General features: G+C 66.8%; 15 protein-coding genes. 8 read left to right on the plus strand and 7 right to left on the minus strand.

Features of this window, described 5'->3' with window-relative positions; genetic code table 11:
- Window positions 1-96 precede the first annotated feature (96 nt).
- Both J1902_RS11670 and J1902_RS11675 read left to right on the plus strand, forming a co-directional pair.
- Entirely contained in the window at window positions 97-828 is a 732-nt protein-coding gene (locus J1902_RS11670; RefSeq protein ID WP_207616423.1) for a glutamine amidotransferase, read from the plus strand.
- 24 nt (window positions 829-852) lie between these two features.
- Window positions 853-1,410: a dihydrofolate reductase family protein gene (locus tag J1902_RS11675; protein ID WP_207616424.1), complete on the plus strand. Its 558-nt coding sequence runs from the start codon at window positions 853-855 to the stop codon at window positions 1,408-1,410.
- Window positions 1,411-1,414: 4 nt separating this feature from the next.
- On the opposite strand, the gene J1902_RS11680 is transcribed toward J1902_RS11675, so the two are convergent.
- From J1902_RS11680 to J1902_RS11690, 3 genes are all read right to left on the minus strand, one after another.
- The gene (locus tag J1902_RS11680; protein WP_207616425.1) at window positions 1,415-2,458 is read right to left on the minus strand and encodes an NAD(P)-dependent alcohol dehydrogenase; all 1,044 of its coding nucleotides are present in this window, start codon (window positions 2,456-2,458) and stop codon (window positions 1,415-1,417) included.
- A gap of 38 nt (window positions 2,459-2,496) precedes the next feature.
- Complete coding sequence (locus tag J1902_RS11685) at window positions 2,497-3,528, minus strand: zinc-dependent alcohol dehydrogenase family protein (RefSeq protein WP_207616426.1); 1,032 nt, start codon at window positions 3,526-3,528, stop codon at window positions 2,497-2,499.
- A gap of 147 nt (window positions 3,529-3,675) precedes the next feature.
- On the minus strand, window positions 3,676-5,031 hold the full coding sequence (locus J1902_RS11690; protein ID WP_207616427.1) for an MFS transporter: 1,356 nt from the start codon (window positions 5,029-5,031) through the stop codon (window positions 3,676-3,678).
- A 145-nt stretch (window positions 5,032-5,176) separates the two neighbouring features.
- Here J1902_RS11690 and J1902_RS11695 point away from each other — a divergent pair, with 145 nt between their 5' ends.
- Window positions 5,177-6,103, plus strand: coding sequence for a helix-turn-helix transcriptional regulator (locus J1902_RS11695; protein ID WP_207616428.1), 927 nt, complete (start codon window positions 5,177-5,179; stop codon window positions 6,101-6,103).
- A gap of 44 nt (window positions 6,104-6,147) precedes the next feature.
- Window positions 6,148-6,552 (plus strand): (R)-mandelonitrile lyase, encoded by a 405-nt coding sequence (locus J1902_RS11700; RefSeq protein ID WP_207616429.1) that lies wholly within the window; start codon window positions 6,148-6,150, stop codon window positions 6,550-6,552.
- A gap of 47 nt (window positions 6,553-6,599) precedes the next feature.
- Here J1902_RS11700 and J1902_RS11705 read toward each other — a convergent pair whose 3' ends face one another.
- Window positions 6,600-7,439, minus strand: coding sequence for an alpha/beta fold hydrolase (locus tag J1902_RS11705; RefSeq protein ID WP_207616430.1), 840 nt, complete (start codon window positions 7,437-7,439; stop codon window positions 6,600-6,602).
- A 113-nt stretch (window positions 7,440-7,552) separates the two neighbouring features.
- Complete coding sequence (locus tag J1902_RS11710) at window positions 7,553-8,197, minus strand: aspartate/glutamate racemase family protein (RefSeq protein WP_207616431.1); 645 nt, start codon at window positions 8,195-8,197, stop codon at window positions 7,553-7,555.
- A gap of 205 nt (window positions 8,198-8,402) precedes the next feature.
- On the opposite strand from J1902_RS11710, the gene J1902_RS11715 reads away from it, so the two are divergent.
- The gene (locus J1902_RS11715; RefSeq protein WP_207616432.1) at window positions 8,403-10,448 is read left to right on the plus strand and encodes an FG-GAP repeat domain-containing protein; all 2,046 of its coding nucleotides are present in this window, start codon (window positions 8,403-8,405) and stop codon (window positions 10,446-10,448) included.
- Window positions 10,449-10,631: 183 nt separating this feature from the next.
- On the plus strand, window positions 10,632-11,564 hold the full coding sequence (locus J1902_RS11720) for a threonine/serine dehydratase (RefSeq protein WP_207616433.1): 933 nt from the start codon (window positions 10,632-10,634) through the stop codon (window positions 11,562-11,564).
- Between the two features lie 61 nt (window positions 11,565-11,625).
- On the opposite strand, the gene J1902_RS11725 is transcribed toward J1902_RS11720, so the two are convergent.
- Window positions 11,626-12,348, minus strand: a complete 723-nt coding sequence (locus J1902_RS11725; RefSeq protein WP_242701922.1) for an aspartate/glutamate racemase family protein — start codon at window positions 12,346-12,348, stop codon at window positions 11,626-11,628.
- A complete protein-coding gene (locus J1902_RS11730; protein ID WP_207616434.1) occupies window positions 12,338-13,783 on the minus strand; it encodes an MFS transporter in 1,446 nt (481 codons plus the stop codon). Before J1902_RS11730 ends, J1902_RS11725 begins: the two co-directional genes overlap by 11 nt.
- 346 nt (window positions 13,784-14,129) lie before the next feature.
- Here J1902_RS11730 and J1902_RS11735 point away from each other — a divergent pair, with 346 nt between their 5' ends.
- Together J1902_RS11735 and J1902_RS11740 are read left to right on the plus strand one after the other, a co-directional pair.
- Window positions 14,130-15,482: a type I glutamate--ammonia ligase gene (locus J1902_RS11735; protein WP_307794436.1), complete on the plus strand. Its 1,353-nt coding sequence runs from the start codon at window positions 14,130-14,132 to the stop codon at window positions 15,480-15,482.
- A gap of 67 nt (window positions 15,483-15,549) precedes the next feature.
- Window positions 15,550-16,755: an amidohydrolase family protein gene (locus J1902_RS11740; RefSeq protein WP_207616435.1), complete on the plus strand. Its 1,206-nt coding sequence runs from the start codon at window positions 15,550-15,552 to the stop codon at window positions 16,753-16,755.
- Window positions 16,756-16,790: the final 35 nt, after the last annotated feature.

Consider the following 16,790-nt stretch of genomic DNA (forward strand, 5'->3'; position numbering starts at 1 on the left):
GTCCGACGATGCTTTAGGATACGCCGGAATTCCGCTTTGTATATAGCGTCTTGACGGGCAGTAGCGGACCGGCCCGGCCCGGTGCACACTTAGCGTGTGAAGCCGTTTCTCCTGCTTGCATCCCGTGCCCAGGATGCCGCCGCCGAGGAAGAATATCGGGCATATCTGCGCTTTGGCGGACTGGCTCCGGAGGAGCTGCAGCGCATCCGTATGGAGGCCGCTCCCTTGCCGGAGCTCGATCTTCAGGACTATTCCGGCGTGATCGTGGGCGGCAGCCCTTTCACCTCGAGCGACCCGCCGGAGCACAAGAGTGAGACTCAGAAGCGCGTGGAATCCGATCTGGCCCGGCTGTTGGACCGGATCGTGGCTGCGGACTTCCCGTTTCTGGGCGCCTGCTACGGCGTCGGAACCCTCGGCCTGCACCAGGGGGCCCTGATCGACAGGACGTATGGGGAAGGGCTCGGCGGGGTGACCATCAAGCTGACCGCCGAGGGGGTCCGTGACCCGCTCCTGGCGGGCCTCTCCGAACGGTTCACCGCCTTCACCGGCCACAAGGAGGCCTGCACCGTCCTGCCGGGCCATGCGGTGCTGCTCGCGAGTTCCGCCGCCTGCCCGGTGCATATGTTCCGCATCAAGGAGAACCTCTACGCCACCCAGTTCCACCCGGAGGTCGACGCCGATGGGCTCGTCACCCGGATCGACACCTACCGCCACGCCGGCTACTTCCCGCCCGAGCGCGCGGAACAGCTCATGGCGGACGCCCGGAAGTTCACCGCCACCGAGCCGATGAAGATCCTCAGGAACTTCACCGCACGGTACGCCCGCTGAGGGGCGCACGCAGAAAGGCACGCCATGGCAAAGCTCATCTACACGGGAATCACGTCCCTGGACGGCTACATTGCCGACGCGGACGGCAACTTCGACTGGAGCATGCCGGACGAGGAAGTGCACGCCTTCGTCAACGAACTGGAGCGGACCGTGGGCACCTACCTCTTCGGGCGCCGGATGTACGAGGTGATGCTCGCCTGGGAGACCCTCGAGTTGGACGGCGAGCCGCCCGCCATGCGGGACTTCGCCGGCTTGTGGAGGTCGGCGGACAAGATCGTGTACTCCACCACCCTGGACACGGCCCCCAGCGCCAGGACCAGGATCGAGCGCAACTTCGACGCCGGCGCCGTCCGGCAGCTGAAAACGACGGCGGCCCGCGACCTCGCCATCGCCGGCCCGGCGCTCGCCGCCCATGCCATCCGGGCGGGCCTGGTGGACGAATACCACCAGTTCCTCACCCCCGTTGTGGTGGGCGGCGGCAAACGCTTCCTTCCCGACGGCGTCCGCCTAGGGCTCGAGCTGCTGGACGAACGCCGCTTCCGCAGCGGCGTGGTCTACCTCCGCTACGGCGCGCGCGGCTGACTGCCTACTTCATGGTCGCGGTGTCGATCACGAAGCGGTACCGCACATCGGATGCGAGGACGCGCTCGTAGGCCTCGTTGATCCTGTCCGCCGGGATGACCTCGATCTCCGCGCCGAGGCCGTGCTCGGCACAGAAGTCGAGCATTTCCTGGGTTTCGCGGATGCCGCCGATTGCCGACCCTGCGAAGGACCGGCGCCCCAGGATCAGGGAGAACACGTTCACGGGGAGCGGTTCGGCAGGCGCACCAACGTTCACCAGGGCGCCGTCGAGGGACAGCAGCTGCAGGTAGGAACTGATGTCGATCGGGGCGCTGACGGTGTTGATGATCAGGTCGAACGTGCCCGCGAGCGTCTCGAAGGTCCCGGCGTCGCTGGTGGCGTGGAAGTGGTCCGCGCCCAGCTGCAGGCCGTCTTCCATCTTCTTCAGGGACTGGGACAGTACGGTGACCTCGGCGCCCATGGCGTGGGCGATCTTGACGGCCATGTGGCCCAGTCCGCCGAGCCCGACGACGGCGATTTTCTTTCCGGGGCCGGCGCCCCAGTGCCGCAAGGGGGAGTAGGTGGTGATGCCCGCGCACAGCAGGGGAGCCGCGACGTCGAGCTCCAGGGCATCCGGGATCCGGACCACGAAGTCCTCGGTGACCACCACGTGGGTGGAGTAGCCGCCCTGGGTGATGGTGCCGTCGCGGTCCACGGCGCCGTAGGTGCCGGTGTTTCCGGCGAGGCAGTACTGCTCCTCGCCCTTGAGACAGTTGGCGCATTCGCGGCAGGAGTTGACCATGCAGCCCACACCCACGCGGTCGCCGAGCTTGTGGCGGGTGACTTCGGAGCCGACTTCGGTGGCGATGCCGGCGATCTCGTGGCCCGGGGCCAGCGGGTACTGCTGCGGTCCCCATTCACCACGGACGGTGTGGATGTCCGAATGGCAGATGCCGGCAAACTTGATCTCGATCAGGACGTCGTGCGGGCCGACGTCGCGGCGTTCAATGGTGGTGGGGATGAGGTCCTCGGTGGCGGACGGTGCTGCATAGGCGTTGGCGGTAAGCATAAGTCTCTCCAGAGTGGTCGTGAGTAGTTCAGCGTAAATCAGGGGCGGACAAGGACTTTGAGGGCTTCGCGGCCGGCCATGGCGCGGTAGCCGGAGGGGATGTCGTCAAGGCTGACGGTGTGGTCGAACATCCGGCCGGGCTCGATCCGGCCCTCAAGGATATCGGGCATGAGTTCCTCGATGTAGGCGCGGGCGGGGGCCACTCCGCCGCTCAGGGTGACGTTGCGCATCACGGTCCCGAAATCCGGGGGGGCCTGGCTGTACTGGGCCGCGCCCACCCGGCCAATGGCACCGCCGTCGCGGACCACGGCGATCGCGGTGTTGATGGCATCCTGCGTTCCGACACACTCCAGCACGGCGTGGGTGCCGTCGCCGCCGGTGAGCTCGTGCAGGCGTTCGATGCCCTCCTCGCCGCGTTCGGCAATCACCTCGGTGGCGCCGAATTCGCGGCCCAGGTCCGTGCGGTCCTTGTGCCGGCCCATGAGCAGGATGCGTTCGGCGCCGAGCCGCTTGGCCGCGATCACGGCGGACAGGCCCACCGCGCCGTCGCCGATCACCGTCACGGTGGTGCGCGCGTTCACGCCTGCCGTGACGGCGGCGTGGTGGCCGGTGCAGAGCACATCGGAGAGTGTCAGCAGGGAGGGAAGCAGCGCCGAATCCTCGGCGACGGGCAGTTTCACCAGGGTGCCCTGCGCCTGCGGGACGCGCACGGCTTCGCCCTGGCCGCCGTCGAGCGCGTGTCCCCAGCCCCCGCCGTGACGGCAGGAGGTCTGCAGGCCCTCGCGGCAGAAGTCGCACGTGTTGTCCGACCAGACGAAGGGCGCCACCACCAGATCTCCGCGCTTGAGCCCTTGGACCTCCGAGCCGAGCTCCTCCACGATGCCCAGGAACTCGTGGCCCATGCGCCGGCCGTGCCCGGAGTGCGGCATGGAGCCGTACGGCCACAGATCGCTGCCGCAGACGCAGGAGAGCACAACCCGGACCACCGCATCGGTGGCTTCCTTGATGGCTGCGTCGGGCACGTTCTCCACGCGCACATCCCCAGCTCCGTACATCACTGTTGCTCTCATGGGATTTCCTTTCGTGTCTGTCTTCAAGAAAACAGGAACCCTGCCCGGGGCGGGAGTCCCTGCTGGTCCGGGTACTGGCAGTACCCCTCTGGCTGCCGGCTGGTCATCCCCGCCGTGCAGGATGCAGGCTCAGGCTGGCGGCGGTGGTCAGGACCAACAGCCCGACGGCGGCCAGCAGGCTGATGCGGAGACCGTCCGGGAAGCCGTGGTGGGCGATGAGGGTTCCGAAAACCGCGATGGCCAGGCGCCGCCCAGCTGCCGGCACGTGTTCAGTCCGCCGCTCGTCGCCCCCGCGAGCTGAGCCGGGACGCTGTCCAGGAGCAGCGCCGTCATGGGCGGGATGGACAGCGAACCGCCGAGCCCCACCGGGATCATGAGCACCGCCAGGAGCGGGGTCGGCGCCTCCGCCGCGGCCAGGGCGATGGCCAGCAGGCCTGCCGCCATGAGGGCCTGCCCGACGGCGATGGGCACCTTGGGGCCGTACCGTGCGGCGATCCTGGCCGAGAGCAGGTTGGTGAAGGCCACCAGCGCGGTCATCGGCAGGAACGCCAGCCCCGTCTCCAAGGCGGACAGGCCCCTGTTTTGCTGCAGGTACAGGCTGAGCAGGAACACCAGGCCGTAGAAGGCCACGGTGAAGGCGAAGCCCACGGACATGGACACCGCCACGGGCCTGGAGCGGAACATGTCCAGGGGCAGCATCGCGTGGGAACCGCGCGCCTGGGAGAGCAGGAAGGCGAGCAGCGCCGCCGTCGCGATCCCCAAGGACGCCAGCACGTGGGGTGCGTCGAAGCCCGCGGCGCCGCCCTCGATCACCCCGTACGTCAGCGCCCCCATGCCAAGGACCGCCGCCGCCTGGCCCGTCCAGTCGAAGGGGACCGTCTGCCGGGGTGAGCGCGGTATGCGGCTGAGCAGGAACAGGGCTACCAGGCCGACGGGCAGGTTGATGAAGAAGATGGACCGCCAGCTGGACAGGGCCAGGAAGCCGCCCAGCACGGGTCCGGCCGCCGAGGCCACCGCTCCGCCCACCGACCACACCGCGATGGCGCGGGCCCGCCGGGCCGGATCCGGGAAGGCCTCGCGGATCAGGGCGAGGGAGGCCGGCATCATCAACGCCGCTCCCGCGCCCTGCAGGAAGCGCGCCGCCACCAGCCAGCCGAGCGAGGGCGCCAAGGCGCAGGCGGCCGAGGCAGCGACGAAGACGAGGAGCCCGGCGGCAAAGCCTTGGCGCGCGCCGATCCGGTCTGAGAGCGTGCCGCCGAAGAGCAGCAGCGCGGCGAACATGAGCGTGTAGCTGTCCAGGACCCACTGCAGCCCGGTCATGCCGCCGCCCAGTTCCTGGCCGATCACCGGCAGGGCAACGTTGACCACCAGGGCGTCGAGGGTGATGACGAAGAAACCGAGCAGCGCGACGGCCAAGGCGGCACCCGGACTGGAAACGTGTGGGCTGGAAGCGGCCGCTGCTGCCGGGGCAGTTGGACGGCGTGAGGTGAGGAAAGCGGGCACAGGCGTTACTCCTTGGCTGCTGGGGTCATCTGTGGGGCGGGGCATCATCCAGACAACCCTGAAGTCTCTTTGCGGGGGAGGGACTGTTGATACAGGTACCGGCAGGCCCTCCCACCGGCCCCGGAAAGCCTCTAGCGTTGACTGGGTGGACAACCGCAACGAGATTCGTGAGTTCCTGGCCTCCCGGCGGGCCAGGATCGGCCCCGAGCAGGCCGGGCTGCCCGCCTATGGCGGGAACCGGCGCGTGCCCGGGCTTCGCCGCGAGGAAGTGGCACTCCTTGCGGGGGTGAGCATCGACTACTACATCCGGCTCGAGCGGGGGAACCTGGGCGGCGTTTCCGAAAGCGTGCTGGAAGCACTGGCCCGGGCCCTGCAGCTGGATGAGGCCGAGCGCTCCCATCTGATGGACCTCGCCCGGGCCGCGGGCACCACCACGAGGCAGCGCCGCGCTCCCAGGCAGCAGCAGGTCCGGCCAAGCGTGCAGTTCACCCTGGACGCGATCACGGGCGCCGCGGCGTTCGTGCGCAACGGACGACTGGACGTCCTCGGCGCCAACAAGCTGGGCGAAGCCCTCTATTCGGAGCTGTACAGCGATCCGCAGCGGCCGGTGAACCATGCCCGGTTCACCTTCCTGAACCCGCGCGCCAAGGCGTTCTACCCGGACTGGAACCGTGCGGCGAACGACACCGTGGCGATCTTGCGTACCGAGTCCGGGCGCGACCCCTACGACCGCGGCCTGACCGAGCTGATCGGTGAGCTCTCGATGCGCAGCGAGGAGTTCCGCACCCGGTGGGCGGCGCACAACGTGCGCCAGCACCGCACCGGGCTCAAGCACTTCCACCACCCCGTGGTGGGCGACGTCCACCTGATGTTCGAGGCATTGGACCTTGCAGCCGACCCCGGGCTCTCGCTGCTGGTCTACACCGCCGAACCCGGTTCCGCCACCGAGGAAAAGCTCCGGCTCCTGGGCAGCTGGGCGGCGACGTCGGGGCAAGCGGTGACCCCGGAACGGGCCGCCCAGCCGGAGCAGACCCAGCCACTCGAAAAGGCGAGCAGCGCCGACGAAGCCTGACGCCGCCGTCGGGCCCCAAATCCACCATCAAGAAGGAAGAACGAATGGAAATCCAAGCCAAGAGGCCAAGCAACAAAGGACCGGCGGAGATGTTCACCGGCGAGGTCTGGTTCGACGTCATCGCCAAGGGCGAGGAACCCTCGCGGCTGCGCGTGAACCACGTCCGCTTCGCGCCCGGAGCCCACACGGCCTGGCACAGGCACGCCAACGGGCAGACCCTGCACGTCACGCAGGGCATCGGCCTGGTTCAGTCGCGCGGCGGTGAGGTCATCGAGATCCGCCCCGGTGACACGATCTACACGCCGCCGGGCGAGTGGCACTGGCACGGCGCGGCACCGGAGCACTTCATGAGCCACTTGGCCATGTGGGAAGCCCTCGGCGAAGGGCAGGACGGGCCGGAAACCGAGTGGGGCAAGCACCTCAGCGACGGGGAATACGGCAGGAACTAGGAGGCCGGTGCGCTGTTACCGCACGGGCCTCCTCGCGAGCTGGGCGGCTACTTCTTCGCCAGGAACCCCAGCAGAGCTTCGTTGATCTCGGCGCCGTGCGTCCACAGCAGGCCGTGTGGGGCGCCGTCGATCTCCACATACTCGGCGCCGGGAAGGGCCTCGGCGAACCTGCGGCCGGTGATGTCGATGGGGAGGATCCTGTCCTCGGTGCCGTGCACGATCAGTGCGGGAACGTCGATCCGGGGGATGTCGGCACGGAAGTCGGTGAGCCACGTCGGCTGGGCGGCCACCGAGGCGAAGGCCCCGGACTGAGCCGCGAGGTTCCAGCTGGCGTTGACGGCTTCCTGGCTGAGCCGCGGCGTTCCCAGGAAGGCGTTGCTGTTGTAGAAGTTCTCGAAGAACTCGGTGAAGAAGGCGTAGCGGTCCGCCGTGACCGCCGCCGTGAGGCCATCGAACACGGACTGCGGAACGCCCGCGGGGTTGTCCTCGGTCTGCAGGAGGAACGGCTCCAGGGACCCGAGGAACACGGCCTTCGCCACCCGGGCCGAGCCGTAGCTGCCGAGGTAGCGGGCAACCTCGCCGGTGCCCATGGAGAAGCCCACCAGCACGGCGTTGTTCAGGTCCAGCGTGGTCAGCAGCGTGTTGAGGTCCGCGGCGAAGGTGTCGTAGTCATAGCCGACGGCGGGCTTGCTGGACTTGCCGAAGCCGCGGCGGTCGTAGGTGATGACGCGGTAGCCGGCGCCGAGCAGGGCGGCCGTCTGCTTTTCCCAGGACGAGCCGTCCAGCGGGTAGCCGTGGATGAGGACCACCGCCTGGCCGCTGCCGTGGTCCTCGTAGTAGAGCTCGATCTTGGTGCTGTTTTCGTTTCCGACGGTGATGTAAGCCATGACGGCGGTCCCTTCGACGCTGTGGGTGTGATCGATCTGTGGCGCTGACATCCACTATAGGGAGGGTGGGCGCGTCCCCAGGCGTTCTCTGTTGCGGCTCCCACTCAGACCGTCTACAGCTCGCGGGCTGCCACCGCCGAGGCGAGCATGGCTCCTGCGGCCGCGACGGCGTCGATTACCGGAACGCCTAGCCTGTGGCGGAGAACGTCAGCCATGCCGATGCTGGTCAGGCCGGTGCTCGCCTCAACGATGACATCGGCTCCGGCATCTACCAGCATGTGGGCAGTGGCGAGAGCCTCGAAGATGCCGGTGGGCATGAGGAACCCATCGGGCGTCTCCACGCTTTCGGGCCCGTCAATCAACAACATGCGTTCGCCCAGGAGCTCAGAGATGGGGCCCGGTACCTGGTGCTTCAAACCAAGGACGCCCACCCCGCCGCCGAATGCCAGGGCTGCTGCGGCGGCGGCGGAACCGGCACCGATCACCGGAATGTCCACGAGGGCGCGCGTTTCGGCCAGCCCGGGGTCGGCGGCACAGCTGATGATCAGGGCGTCGACACCGCCGGCCATTTCCAGGGCGATCTCCACCACCTTTGGCACGGCGGCCCTGAGCGACTCTTCGTTGTAAACCCCGGATGGCTGGTCAGGGATGCAGCGGGTGGTGACGTCGAAACCGAAAGTATTCTGCAGCAGCCTTCCATGGGTGTGTAGCAGACGCCGGTCCGACGTCGTCAATGCCCGGATAAGTCCTACACGCATGATTCGTGCCTCCCCCGAATAGATTCTGCACTCAACGTTAGCCAGACATTGTTTCCTGCCGTTTGCCGGAAGATGACGGCACAAAATACGGGGACGCGTGACCAATGCGGGGAAGCCTCAGAAATTTCCAAGGTCTTTGGTTGATGCTTCGTGGTGCGGACCAATGATGGTCGCGCGCGGTCTTGGGGACTCCGAGGAGGATCTGATGAAATACGCGCTTAGCGTCCGCAGCGCTCTGGCGGTGGCAGTTGTACTTTTGGCGGGGCTTGTCAGTCTCGGTCCTGCCGACGCCGCGACCACGGCCCCGACCTTTAGCAGAAGCGATTATCAGCAGCTTGGGAACAATCACGTCGCTGCCGACTTCAACGGGGACGGGAAGGCAGACATCGCGGGGCAGGGGGCGCAGTCCGCCGCGGTCCTCCTGAATGCCGGTGACGGGACATTCGGAGCCAGAGCCGAGTACGCCGTCGCGGATTTCACCCAGGATCTTGCCGCAGCCGACTTCAACGGCGATGCGGCACTGGATCTGATGGTCACCATTAACAATCCGCAGACCAGTCTGTCCCTGTTAACCGGCAAAGGCGACGGTACCTTCAACGCGGCCATCAACTTCCCCAACACGTCCGGCCTGGACGCTCCCACAATCGTCGCGACTGATCTCAACAACGACGGCAAATCCGACGTCGTCGTCGGCCATCAGATCGCCTGTTTCACCGCGCCGTGCGTGGTGGGGAGGACAATCAGCGTGATGCTCGGAAACGGGAACGGAACCTTCCAGCCGTCACGGGAGATCGACATCGGGACGGAGTCGGCGAAAATCGCGGTGGGCGACTTCAACCGCGACGGTATCAAGGACCTCAGCATTGCCAGTTCACGCGCGCGGGTGGTGAACCTGCTCGGCATCGGGGACGGAACGTTTATTCAGCAGCCGACGCTCACGCTGATTGCGGAGAACAACCTCGGCATGGACGCCACCGATGTGGACGTCGCCGATTTCAACCGGGATGCCATTGAGGACCTGGTGGTGGCTGTAGCGCTCAACGGGAGCAAGACAGCGGTCCTGCTCGGCAACGGAAACGGAACTTTTGGCCAACCGCTGCTCCTGCAGGAGCCGGGGCTCCGCGTCCCCCAGTTCCAAGCGGTGGCCGACTACAACCTGGACGGTTTCCTGGACCTGGCCCTTAGCCTTGGGAACGGCACCGACGGCCTGATGGAGATCCGCAACGGCAACGGCGACGGCACCTTCCAGACGCCGGTGATGTTCCTGGTGCCGCCTTCGGGGTCCAGCATCGGCGGCTTCGCCATCATCCCGGCCGATTTCAACGCCGACGGCAAGGTGGATCTCGCGCTGGGAGTTGTGGGAGCGGCTCCTTCCTTCGCCGTTTTGCGGAACACGACAGGGGTCACGCCGCCCCCTACACCCGCCGCACCGGCGTTGCTGACCCCGGCGCAGGGTGCAAGCCCCCCGCAGCCGGTGTTCTTTGATTGGTCCGACGTCACCGCTGCCACGTCTTACCGCATCCAGATCGACGACTCCAGCACCTTCACTGCGCCCATCGTGGTGAACCAGGTCGTGACGGCGTCGCAGTTCACCGCTCCAGTGCTGGGTGCACAGCAGCACTGGTGGCGGGTACAGGGAATCAACTCGGCCGGGACGGCCGGCGCATGGTCCACGGTGCGCCAGTTCACCCCCCAAGCGGCGGCACCGACGCCGGCCCTCTCCGCGCTCTCCGTGAGCCCGTCCACCGTAGTCGGGGGCAACGGATCCCAGGGAACAGTCACCCTGACCGCGGCCGCGCCCTCGGGCGGATTCGTGGTCGCGCTGTCGAGCAGCAGCACCTCGGCTACGGTTCCGGCGAGCGTAACCGTGCCGGCCGGGGCGACGAGCGCCGGCTTCACGGTCTCCACAAGCCCCGTCACGACGTCGACGGCGGTAACCATCACTTCGAGTGCCGGAGGAATCACTCGCACGGCAACCCTGACCGTCACACCGCAGCCGGTAACAGCAACGCTGACCGTCACGGCGACAGGGCGCTCCGGTGAGAGCATCACCTCCACCCCGGCCGGCATTAACGTACCGGTAGGCAGCAGCGGTTCGGCGTCCTTCGCCGTGGGGACCACCATTACCCTCAGAGCCACCAACAACCGGGACGTCGTGTGGTCCGGAACGTGCTCAAGCGGCGGAAACAAGACGAAGACCTGCACTTTCACGATCAACGGCAGTGCCACCGTCACTGCCAACGTGCAGTGACGCCCTGACAGTGACGCCCTGATACGGACCGCGCCGAACACCGGTTGACGTCCGATTGTTCGGCCACGTCCTTGGGGAGTCCAGGCTCTGGTACGTGATCAGCTAGGGCTCCAGCCCTACCTGATCGCGATAGCCTGAGGCTGGCTTTGCCCAGGATCTGCCCGAACGGAAGAGGATTTCCACATGATCACACGCGCCGACGTCGATGAAGCAAGCACCCGCATCGCGGGGAAGGTCCGCCGCACGCCGGTGATCGAGGTGGATCCGGGGAGCTTCCCCGGACAGGTGTGGCTCAAGTGCGAGTTCATGCAGCACACCGGCACGTTCAAGGCGCGGGGGGCTTTCAACCGGGTGTTGGCCTGCCGGGAACGTGGTGAGCTGAAGGACGATGTGGGCATCGTGGTGGCCTCGGGCGGCAACGCGGGCCTGGCGAACGCATACGCCGCCTCACAGCTGGGCGTGCCCGCCACCGTGTTTGTGCCCGAGACCGCGCCAGCCGTGAAGGTCAAGAAGCTCGGGGCCATCGGGGCCAAGGTGGTCCAGCACGGGGCCGAGTATGCAGAGGCCTACGAGGCCGCGATGGCATACGCCGCCGAAACCGGTGCAGTCTACTGCCACGCCTACGACCAGCCCGAAATTGCTGCCGGGGCCGGCACCATCGGCTCAGAGCTGCTGGAGCAGCTGGGCGAGGTGGACACCGTGGTGGTGGCCGTGGGCGGCGGCGGGCTCATGGCAGGCGTTGCGGCCGCCGTCGAGGGCAGGGCACGGGTGGTCGGTGTTGAGCCGGCCAATGCTCCCACCCTCCATTCAGCCCTGGCGGCAGGGACGCCTGTTGACGTTCCCGTGTCCGGGGTCGCCGCGGATTCCCTGGGGGCCCGGCAGATCGGGCGGGCCGGTTTCGAAGTCGCCATCCGCACCGGAGTCCGCACCGTGCTGGTCTCCGACGACGACATCGTTGCGGCCCGCTCCCTCCTGTGGGAGAAGTACCGCGTCATCGTGGAGCACGGGGCTGCGACGGCTTTCGCCGCCCTTCACTCCGGCGCCTACGTCCCGGAGGAGGGGGAACGCGTGGCCGTGATTCTCTGCGGCGCCAACACGGACCCCGCCACGGTCTGAAACCAGAAGCGAAAACGACGGCGGCACCGGAGTGCCGCCGTCGTGCGTCAGCAGCGGTGCGTTAGCCGAGGATCTCCAGCACCAGCCCGCATGCACTGGGCACCGGCTGGATGATCTCCGCGCGGGAGGATTCGGCCAGCCGGCGGGCCGTTGCGCTCAGCGGCCCGCCGGCGATGATGACTGCCCCGGCGCCGTCCGTCTCCGAGGACTCCCGGACGGCGGCAGCGAGTTCCTGGTACTGCTGCTCGGGGTCGGCGGCCAGCACCAGTGGCTCCGAGGGAGTCAAGCGGACTCCCGCGAACCATTCCGACTTGCCGTGTGTGGCGACCAGCTTGGCCAGGGAACCGGCCAGCAGCGGAGTGCTCGTCGCCATGCCGAAGCTGCGGTTGCTCCGTGATGCCGCGTGGATGGAAGCCTGGCCGATGCCGACGACGGGAATGGCCAGCTCTTTGCTGAGCTGCTCCCGGCCGGGGTCCCCGATGGCGGCGACGATCACCGCCACCACGTCTCCGCCAGTCTGCCCCGCAAGGTAGTCCAGCACCGCGGTTCTGACGTGTGCCGCGGACTCGGCCAGCGACCCTGGATCGATGATCATCGCTGGCCCCGCCGCGGCCGTCAGACCGACGACGTCGAGCCCTTGCGGGGTGAGCTCAGCGGTGGCAAGCTCCGTCATCATCTCCGTGGTTTTCGCGTTCGTGTTGGGATTGACGAGCAGCACCGTGCCTCGACGGCCGGTGGCAGGCCCGGTACCCAAGGCGTCGGTGCCCAAGGAGTCAGTGCCCATAGATCGCGGCCTCCTCGTCGCCGGAGCCGGCGTCGGCATCTTCCTCAAGTGGCTTGCCGAAGGTTTCCGGCGGGAACTGAACCACCACTGCCAGGATGCAGAACAGGACTGCCAGCGTGGTGAACATGCCGGGCAGGCCGGACGAGTCGAACACGGCGCCGGAGATCAGCGGGAAGAGGCCGCCCGAGAGAGAGCCGGCAGCCAGGATGATCGAGGTGCCGAAGCCTCGGGTGCGGGTGGGGTACAGCTCCGGCGCGAAGAGCCAGATGGTGGTGTTCAGGATGATCACGGCGAAGTTGAACAGTGCGCCGAAGATGACAACCAGCACGATGTCGTTGGCCAGGAAGGCCATGGACAGGCCGGCAGCGCAGCCCAGGATGGCCGCCGCGGTGAGCACCTTCTTGCGCGGCAAGCGGCTGGCGAGGTAGGCCGCCGTCGCCGCGCCCACCAGGGAGCCGGACTGCATGATCAGGGTGAACCACAGGCTCGTGTTCACGGCGTAGCCGCGGGATACCAGGATCGTGGGCATCAGCGTGAGCATGGAGATCTGCGCTGCATAGGACATGCAGACGGCGATGCACAGCAGGACGGTCCGCTTGAGCAGCTTGCCGCGCAGGGCATCCTTCCAGTGGCCGGAGCTCTTCGCTTCGACGGGGTCGGGCACTGCGGTGATGAACTGCTCGGGATCGTTGATGGGGCCGGACAGTTTGTTGCGGGCCAGGCGTGTGATCACCAGGTTGGCCTCGTCGATCCGGCCCTTGGAGGCCAGGAAGCGAGGTGTTTCCGGGACGTACCTGCGGAAGAACATCACCAGCAGGGCCGGGATGAAGAGCAGGCCGAAGACCCAGCGCCACTTGTCCGGGCCGTCAAAGAGGGTGAAGACCAGGATGCCGAACGCCGGGGCCAGCATGTTGCCGAGCCCTGCCGCTGTCACGTTGATGAGTCCCACGGCCGTGCCGCGGTGCTTGGCGGCAAAGAACTCCGCCATCATGATCACGGCCACCGCGATCTCGCCGCCCAGGCCGAAACCCACCACAAAGCGTCCCGCCGCGAGGATGGGGTAGTTGGGCGCGACGGCGCACAACAGTGAACCGCCGGCGAAGATGATCAGGTTGATGACCAGCATCTGCCGGCGGCCGTACTTGTCCACGATCAGCCCGGTGGCCAGCCGGCCAAGGGCCGTGGCCGTGAACGTCATGGTGTTCAGTAGGCCGATCTCGGTGGCTCCCAGCCCCCAGGCCTGACGCAGAACGGGGCCGGTGATGCCCACGGCGTTCTGCTCGAGGGCGTCGAAGAAGACGCCCAGAAGGATCATGAAGACGATCTGGCGGTGGGCGCCGGTCACGCCGATCCGCTGGTACGCGCCTTCGATTTGTTTGGCCAGGGTTCCGGTCCGCGGTGATGCGGAGGCCTCCCGGGCAAGTTCCTTATCCACAGTGCGCTCCTTACTGAGCTCTGAAGGTATCGTCCGTGCCTCGCGGACGCATTCCATAATGCGGAATAGGATTATCACATTAAGGAATGTGACTCAGATTACACTTTGGTATCCCAAATGATCAAAGGTTTCCCAGGAACCCGATTGTGACCGCAGGGTCGCCGACCCTACTGGTCCACCCGCGCTGCCTCGCGGCCATTGAGCGGCTGGACCGGCCAGGAGGCGCATTCATTCGATGGACTCGAGCCGGCGTCGGCCGTCTTCACTAACCTTTCCGCTGCCGTAGCGCAACACATTCGAAAAGCGCACGATGGAAAGCACCAGACGGTAGCGGAAGGAAATAGCCGTGAACAGCGTTGTTGACAGGTCAGGAACGGACGCAGTGGGAATCGTCCTCAAGCAGCTCGAGTCATCCGGGGTGGCCCTGCTGGTGGGGACAGTCGTCGATCTTGCCGGCGTCACCCGGGCGAAGGGCATTCCGTTGCGCCGGCTGGCCGCCTTCCAGGACTCCGGGATGGGGGCCGCGCCGTCCTGGAACGTTTTCTGCGTGGACAACGGCATCGCCTTCACCCCCTCGATCGGCGTCGTAGGGGATCTCCGCCTCCGGCTGGACACCGGGCAGGTGCGCGTGGTGGACGACGGACTGGCCTGGGGGCCGGCCAACTTCCACAATCAGGACGGCACCGCGTCACCTCTATGCGCCCGGGGACGCCTTGCCGGCATCGTGGACAGTGCAGCGGAACAACGGCTGTTCCCGATGATGGGGACGGAACTTGAATTCACCCTGTGCACGCCCGACGGCGGCCGGCTGCCCAAGACCTCGTGGGCCGCCTACGGACTTCAATCAGTGGTGGCCCACCGCGAATTCCTGGTGGACCTGACAGCAACGCTGGAAAAGGCCGGTGTGGGGCCTGAACAGATCCACGCGGAATATGGCGAGGACCAGTTTGAGGTCTCCCTGGCCCCGGCCGCCCCGGTGGGGATGGCAGACGCGTGTATCCTGGCCCGCCTGCTGATCGGCATCGTTGCGGCGCGTCACAACATGACCGTTTCCTTCTCTCCGCTGCCATGGGTTGGAGGATCCGGCAACGGCGCGCACCTGCATCTTTCCCTGGCCAGGGAGGGCGGGACCTTGTTCGACGGCGGCGACGGCCCGCACGGGATCACCGCCGAAGGCGGCTCAGCGATCGGCGGGATCCTGGCCGGCCTGAACGACTTCATGGGCATTTACGCTGGATCCATCATTTCCGGCCAGCGGCTCCAGCCGGGGAGCTGGGCCGGTGCCTCCGCGTGCTGGGGGCTGGAGAACCGTGAGGCCGCCGTCCGCTTCCTCGCCGGAACGGCCGGCAACCCGCACGGCGCCAATGTGGAACTGAAGATCGTGGATCCCAGTGCCAATATCTACCTTGCGGCAGCGGCCCTGCTGGGCTCCGCGCTGGAGGGAATCCGGGCAAAGCTTCCGCTGCCCGCTGAGGTGGCAATCAATCCTGCTGAGAGCGCCGGATACGCAGCCATGGCGCTCAATAAGGAACAATCCACGATTCTCAAGGCACTCGAAAACTCGGCGCTGGCGGACCGGATCCTCGGCCCGGACATCGTGGAGGCTGTGGTTGCCGTCCGCCGCCATGAAGCCAAACAGTACGAAGACTCCACCGCGGCAGAAATTGCCGCCGCAGTTCGCTTTGCCTGGTCAGTCTGATCCCTCACAACGGAGCTGGACTTACGTTCCATGGGCAAGAGCCGGAGCCAAGCGGGAAGGTTTTGCCATGAGCTCGTTAGACCAGCCTGGTGACCTGGATATTCTGGCCGGGCTCGGCGGCGTCCCCGCCAGACTGGCGGACGCCATCAGCTCCATGCCCCTGGTGGATCATCACGTCCACGGGTGCTTCACGGGAACCGTGACGCGAAGCGAATTCGAACAGGCCATCAACGAAGGGTCCCCGGACCCGATTCCGGATTTCATGACCCAGTTCGACTCGCAGCTGGGCTTTGCCATCCGCCGGTGGTGCGCGCCCCTCCTGGGGCTGGCGCCGCATGCAACTGCCGACGAATACTGGGCGGCCCGCAGCAAGCTGGCCCCCGTGGAACTGAATCGTCTGCTGCTGCGAAAGGCGGGGGTGGAGCACTGGATCATCGACACGGGGTTCAGTTCCTCGGATATTTCCACGCCCGCGGAGATGTCCGAAGACTCCGGCGCGGGAAGCTCTGAAATCCTTCGGCTGGAACCGCTGGCCGAAACAGTGGCCGGCACAACGGAGTCCGGCTCCTCATTTGCCGCAGATTTCCGTGAGGCACTCAGGCAGGCGGCGCCCGCCGTCGTCGGCTTCAAGACGATTGCCGCCTACCGCTGCGGTTTTGACATCGACTGGTCGGACCCGGGTGACCCGCTGCTGGCGGAAGCAGTGGCACGGTGGAAGCAGGACACCCGCGGCGCACTGAGGATCCAGGACCCGGTGATCATTTCCTTCATCGTCCACGCCGCCGCCGAATACCGGCTGCCCATCCAGTTCCACGTGGGGCTGGGTGACCGTGACATGGACCTGCACCGCTCCAATCCCATGCTGCTACTGGGATTGCTGCGCCAGCCCGCATTGCATGGCACTCCCGTGATGTTGCTGCACTGCTATCCGTACCACCGGGAAGCGGGCTACCTGGCCCAGGCGTTCAACAACGTCTACTTCGATGTTGGCCTGAGCCTGAACTACGTGGGCGCCCGGAGCACTGGGATTGTGGCCGAGTCACTTGAGCTCGCCCCGTTCGCGAAGCAACTGTACTCCTCTGATGCCTTCGGCTTGCCGGAGCTCCATGTCCTGGGTTCGGTCCTCTGGCGGCGCTCCATGGCGCAAACGCTGGGGCGCTGGGTACGCCAAGAGGACTGGTCCGAAGCGGACGCCATCCGTGTGGCGCAGATGATTGCGTCCGGGAACGCCCGCCGGGTTTACGCGCTCGACGACGGGCCCTCCGGGGGCTGACGGAACCCGCATTGGCATAGCCGGCTCCTTTGGCT

It is taken from the genome of Arthrobacter cavernae (assembly GCF_017368795.1).
Taxonomy (GTDB): Bacteria; Actinomycetota; Actinomycetes; order Actinomycetales; family Micrococcaceae; genus Arthrobacter; species Arthrobacter cavernae.

Coding starts and splice junctions, on each gene's coding strand:
- J1902_RS11740 (WP_207616435.1), top strand. CDS start 15,550: ATGAGCTCGTTAGACCAGCCTGGTGACCTGGATATTCTGGCCGGGCTC.
- J1902_RS11725 (WP_242701922.1), bottom strand. CDS start 12,348: ATGGGCACTGACTCCTTGGGCACCGACGCCTTGGGTACCGGGCCTGCC.
- J1902_RS11675 (WP_207616424.1), top strand. CDS start 853: ATGGCAAAGCTCATCTACACGGGAATCACGTCCCTGGACGGCTACATT.
- J1902_RS11700 (WP_207616429.1), top strand. CDS start 6,148: ATGGAAATCCAAGCCAAGAGGCCAAGCAACAAAGGACCGGCGGAGATG.
- J1902_RS11680 (WP_207616425.1), bottom strand. CDS start 2,458: ATGCTTACCGCCAACGCCTATGCAGCACCGTCCGCCACCGAGGACCTC.
- J1902_RS11685 (WP_207616426.1), bottom strand. CDS start 3,528: ATGAGAGCAACAGTGATGTACGGAGCTGGGGATGTGCGCGTGGAGAAC.
- J1902_RS11710 (WP_207616431.1), bottom strand. CDS start 8,197: ATGCGTGTAGGACTTATCCGGGCATTGACGACGTCGGACCGGCGTCTG.
- J1902_RS11705 (WP_207616430.1), bottom strand. CDS start 7,439: ATGGCTTACATCACCGTCGGAAACGAAAACAGCACCAAGATCGAGCTC.
- J1902_RS11720 (WP_207616433.1), top strand. CDS start 10,632: ATGATCACACGCGCCGACGTCGATGAAGCAAGCACCCGCATCGCGGGG.
- J1902_RS11715 (WP_207616432.1), top strand. CDS start 8,403: ATGAAATACGCGCTTAGCGTCCGCAGCGCTCTGGCGGTGGCAGTTGTA.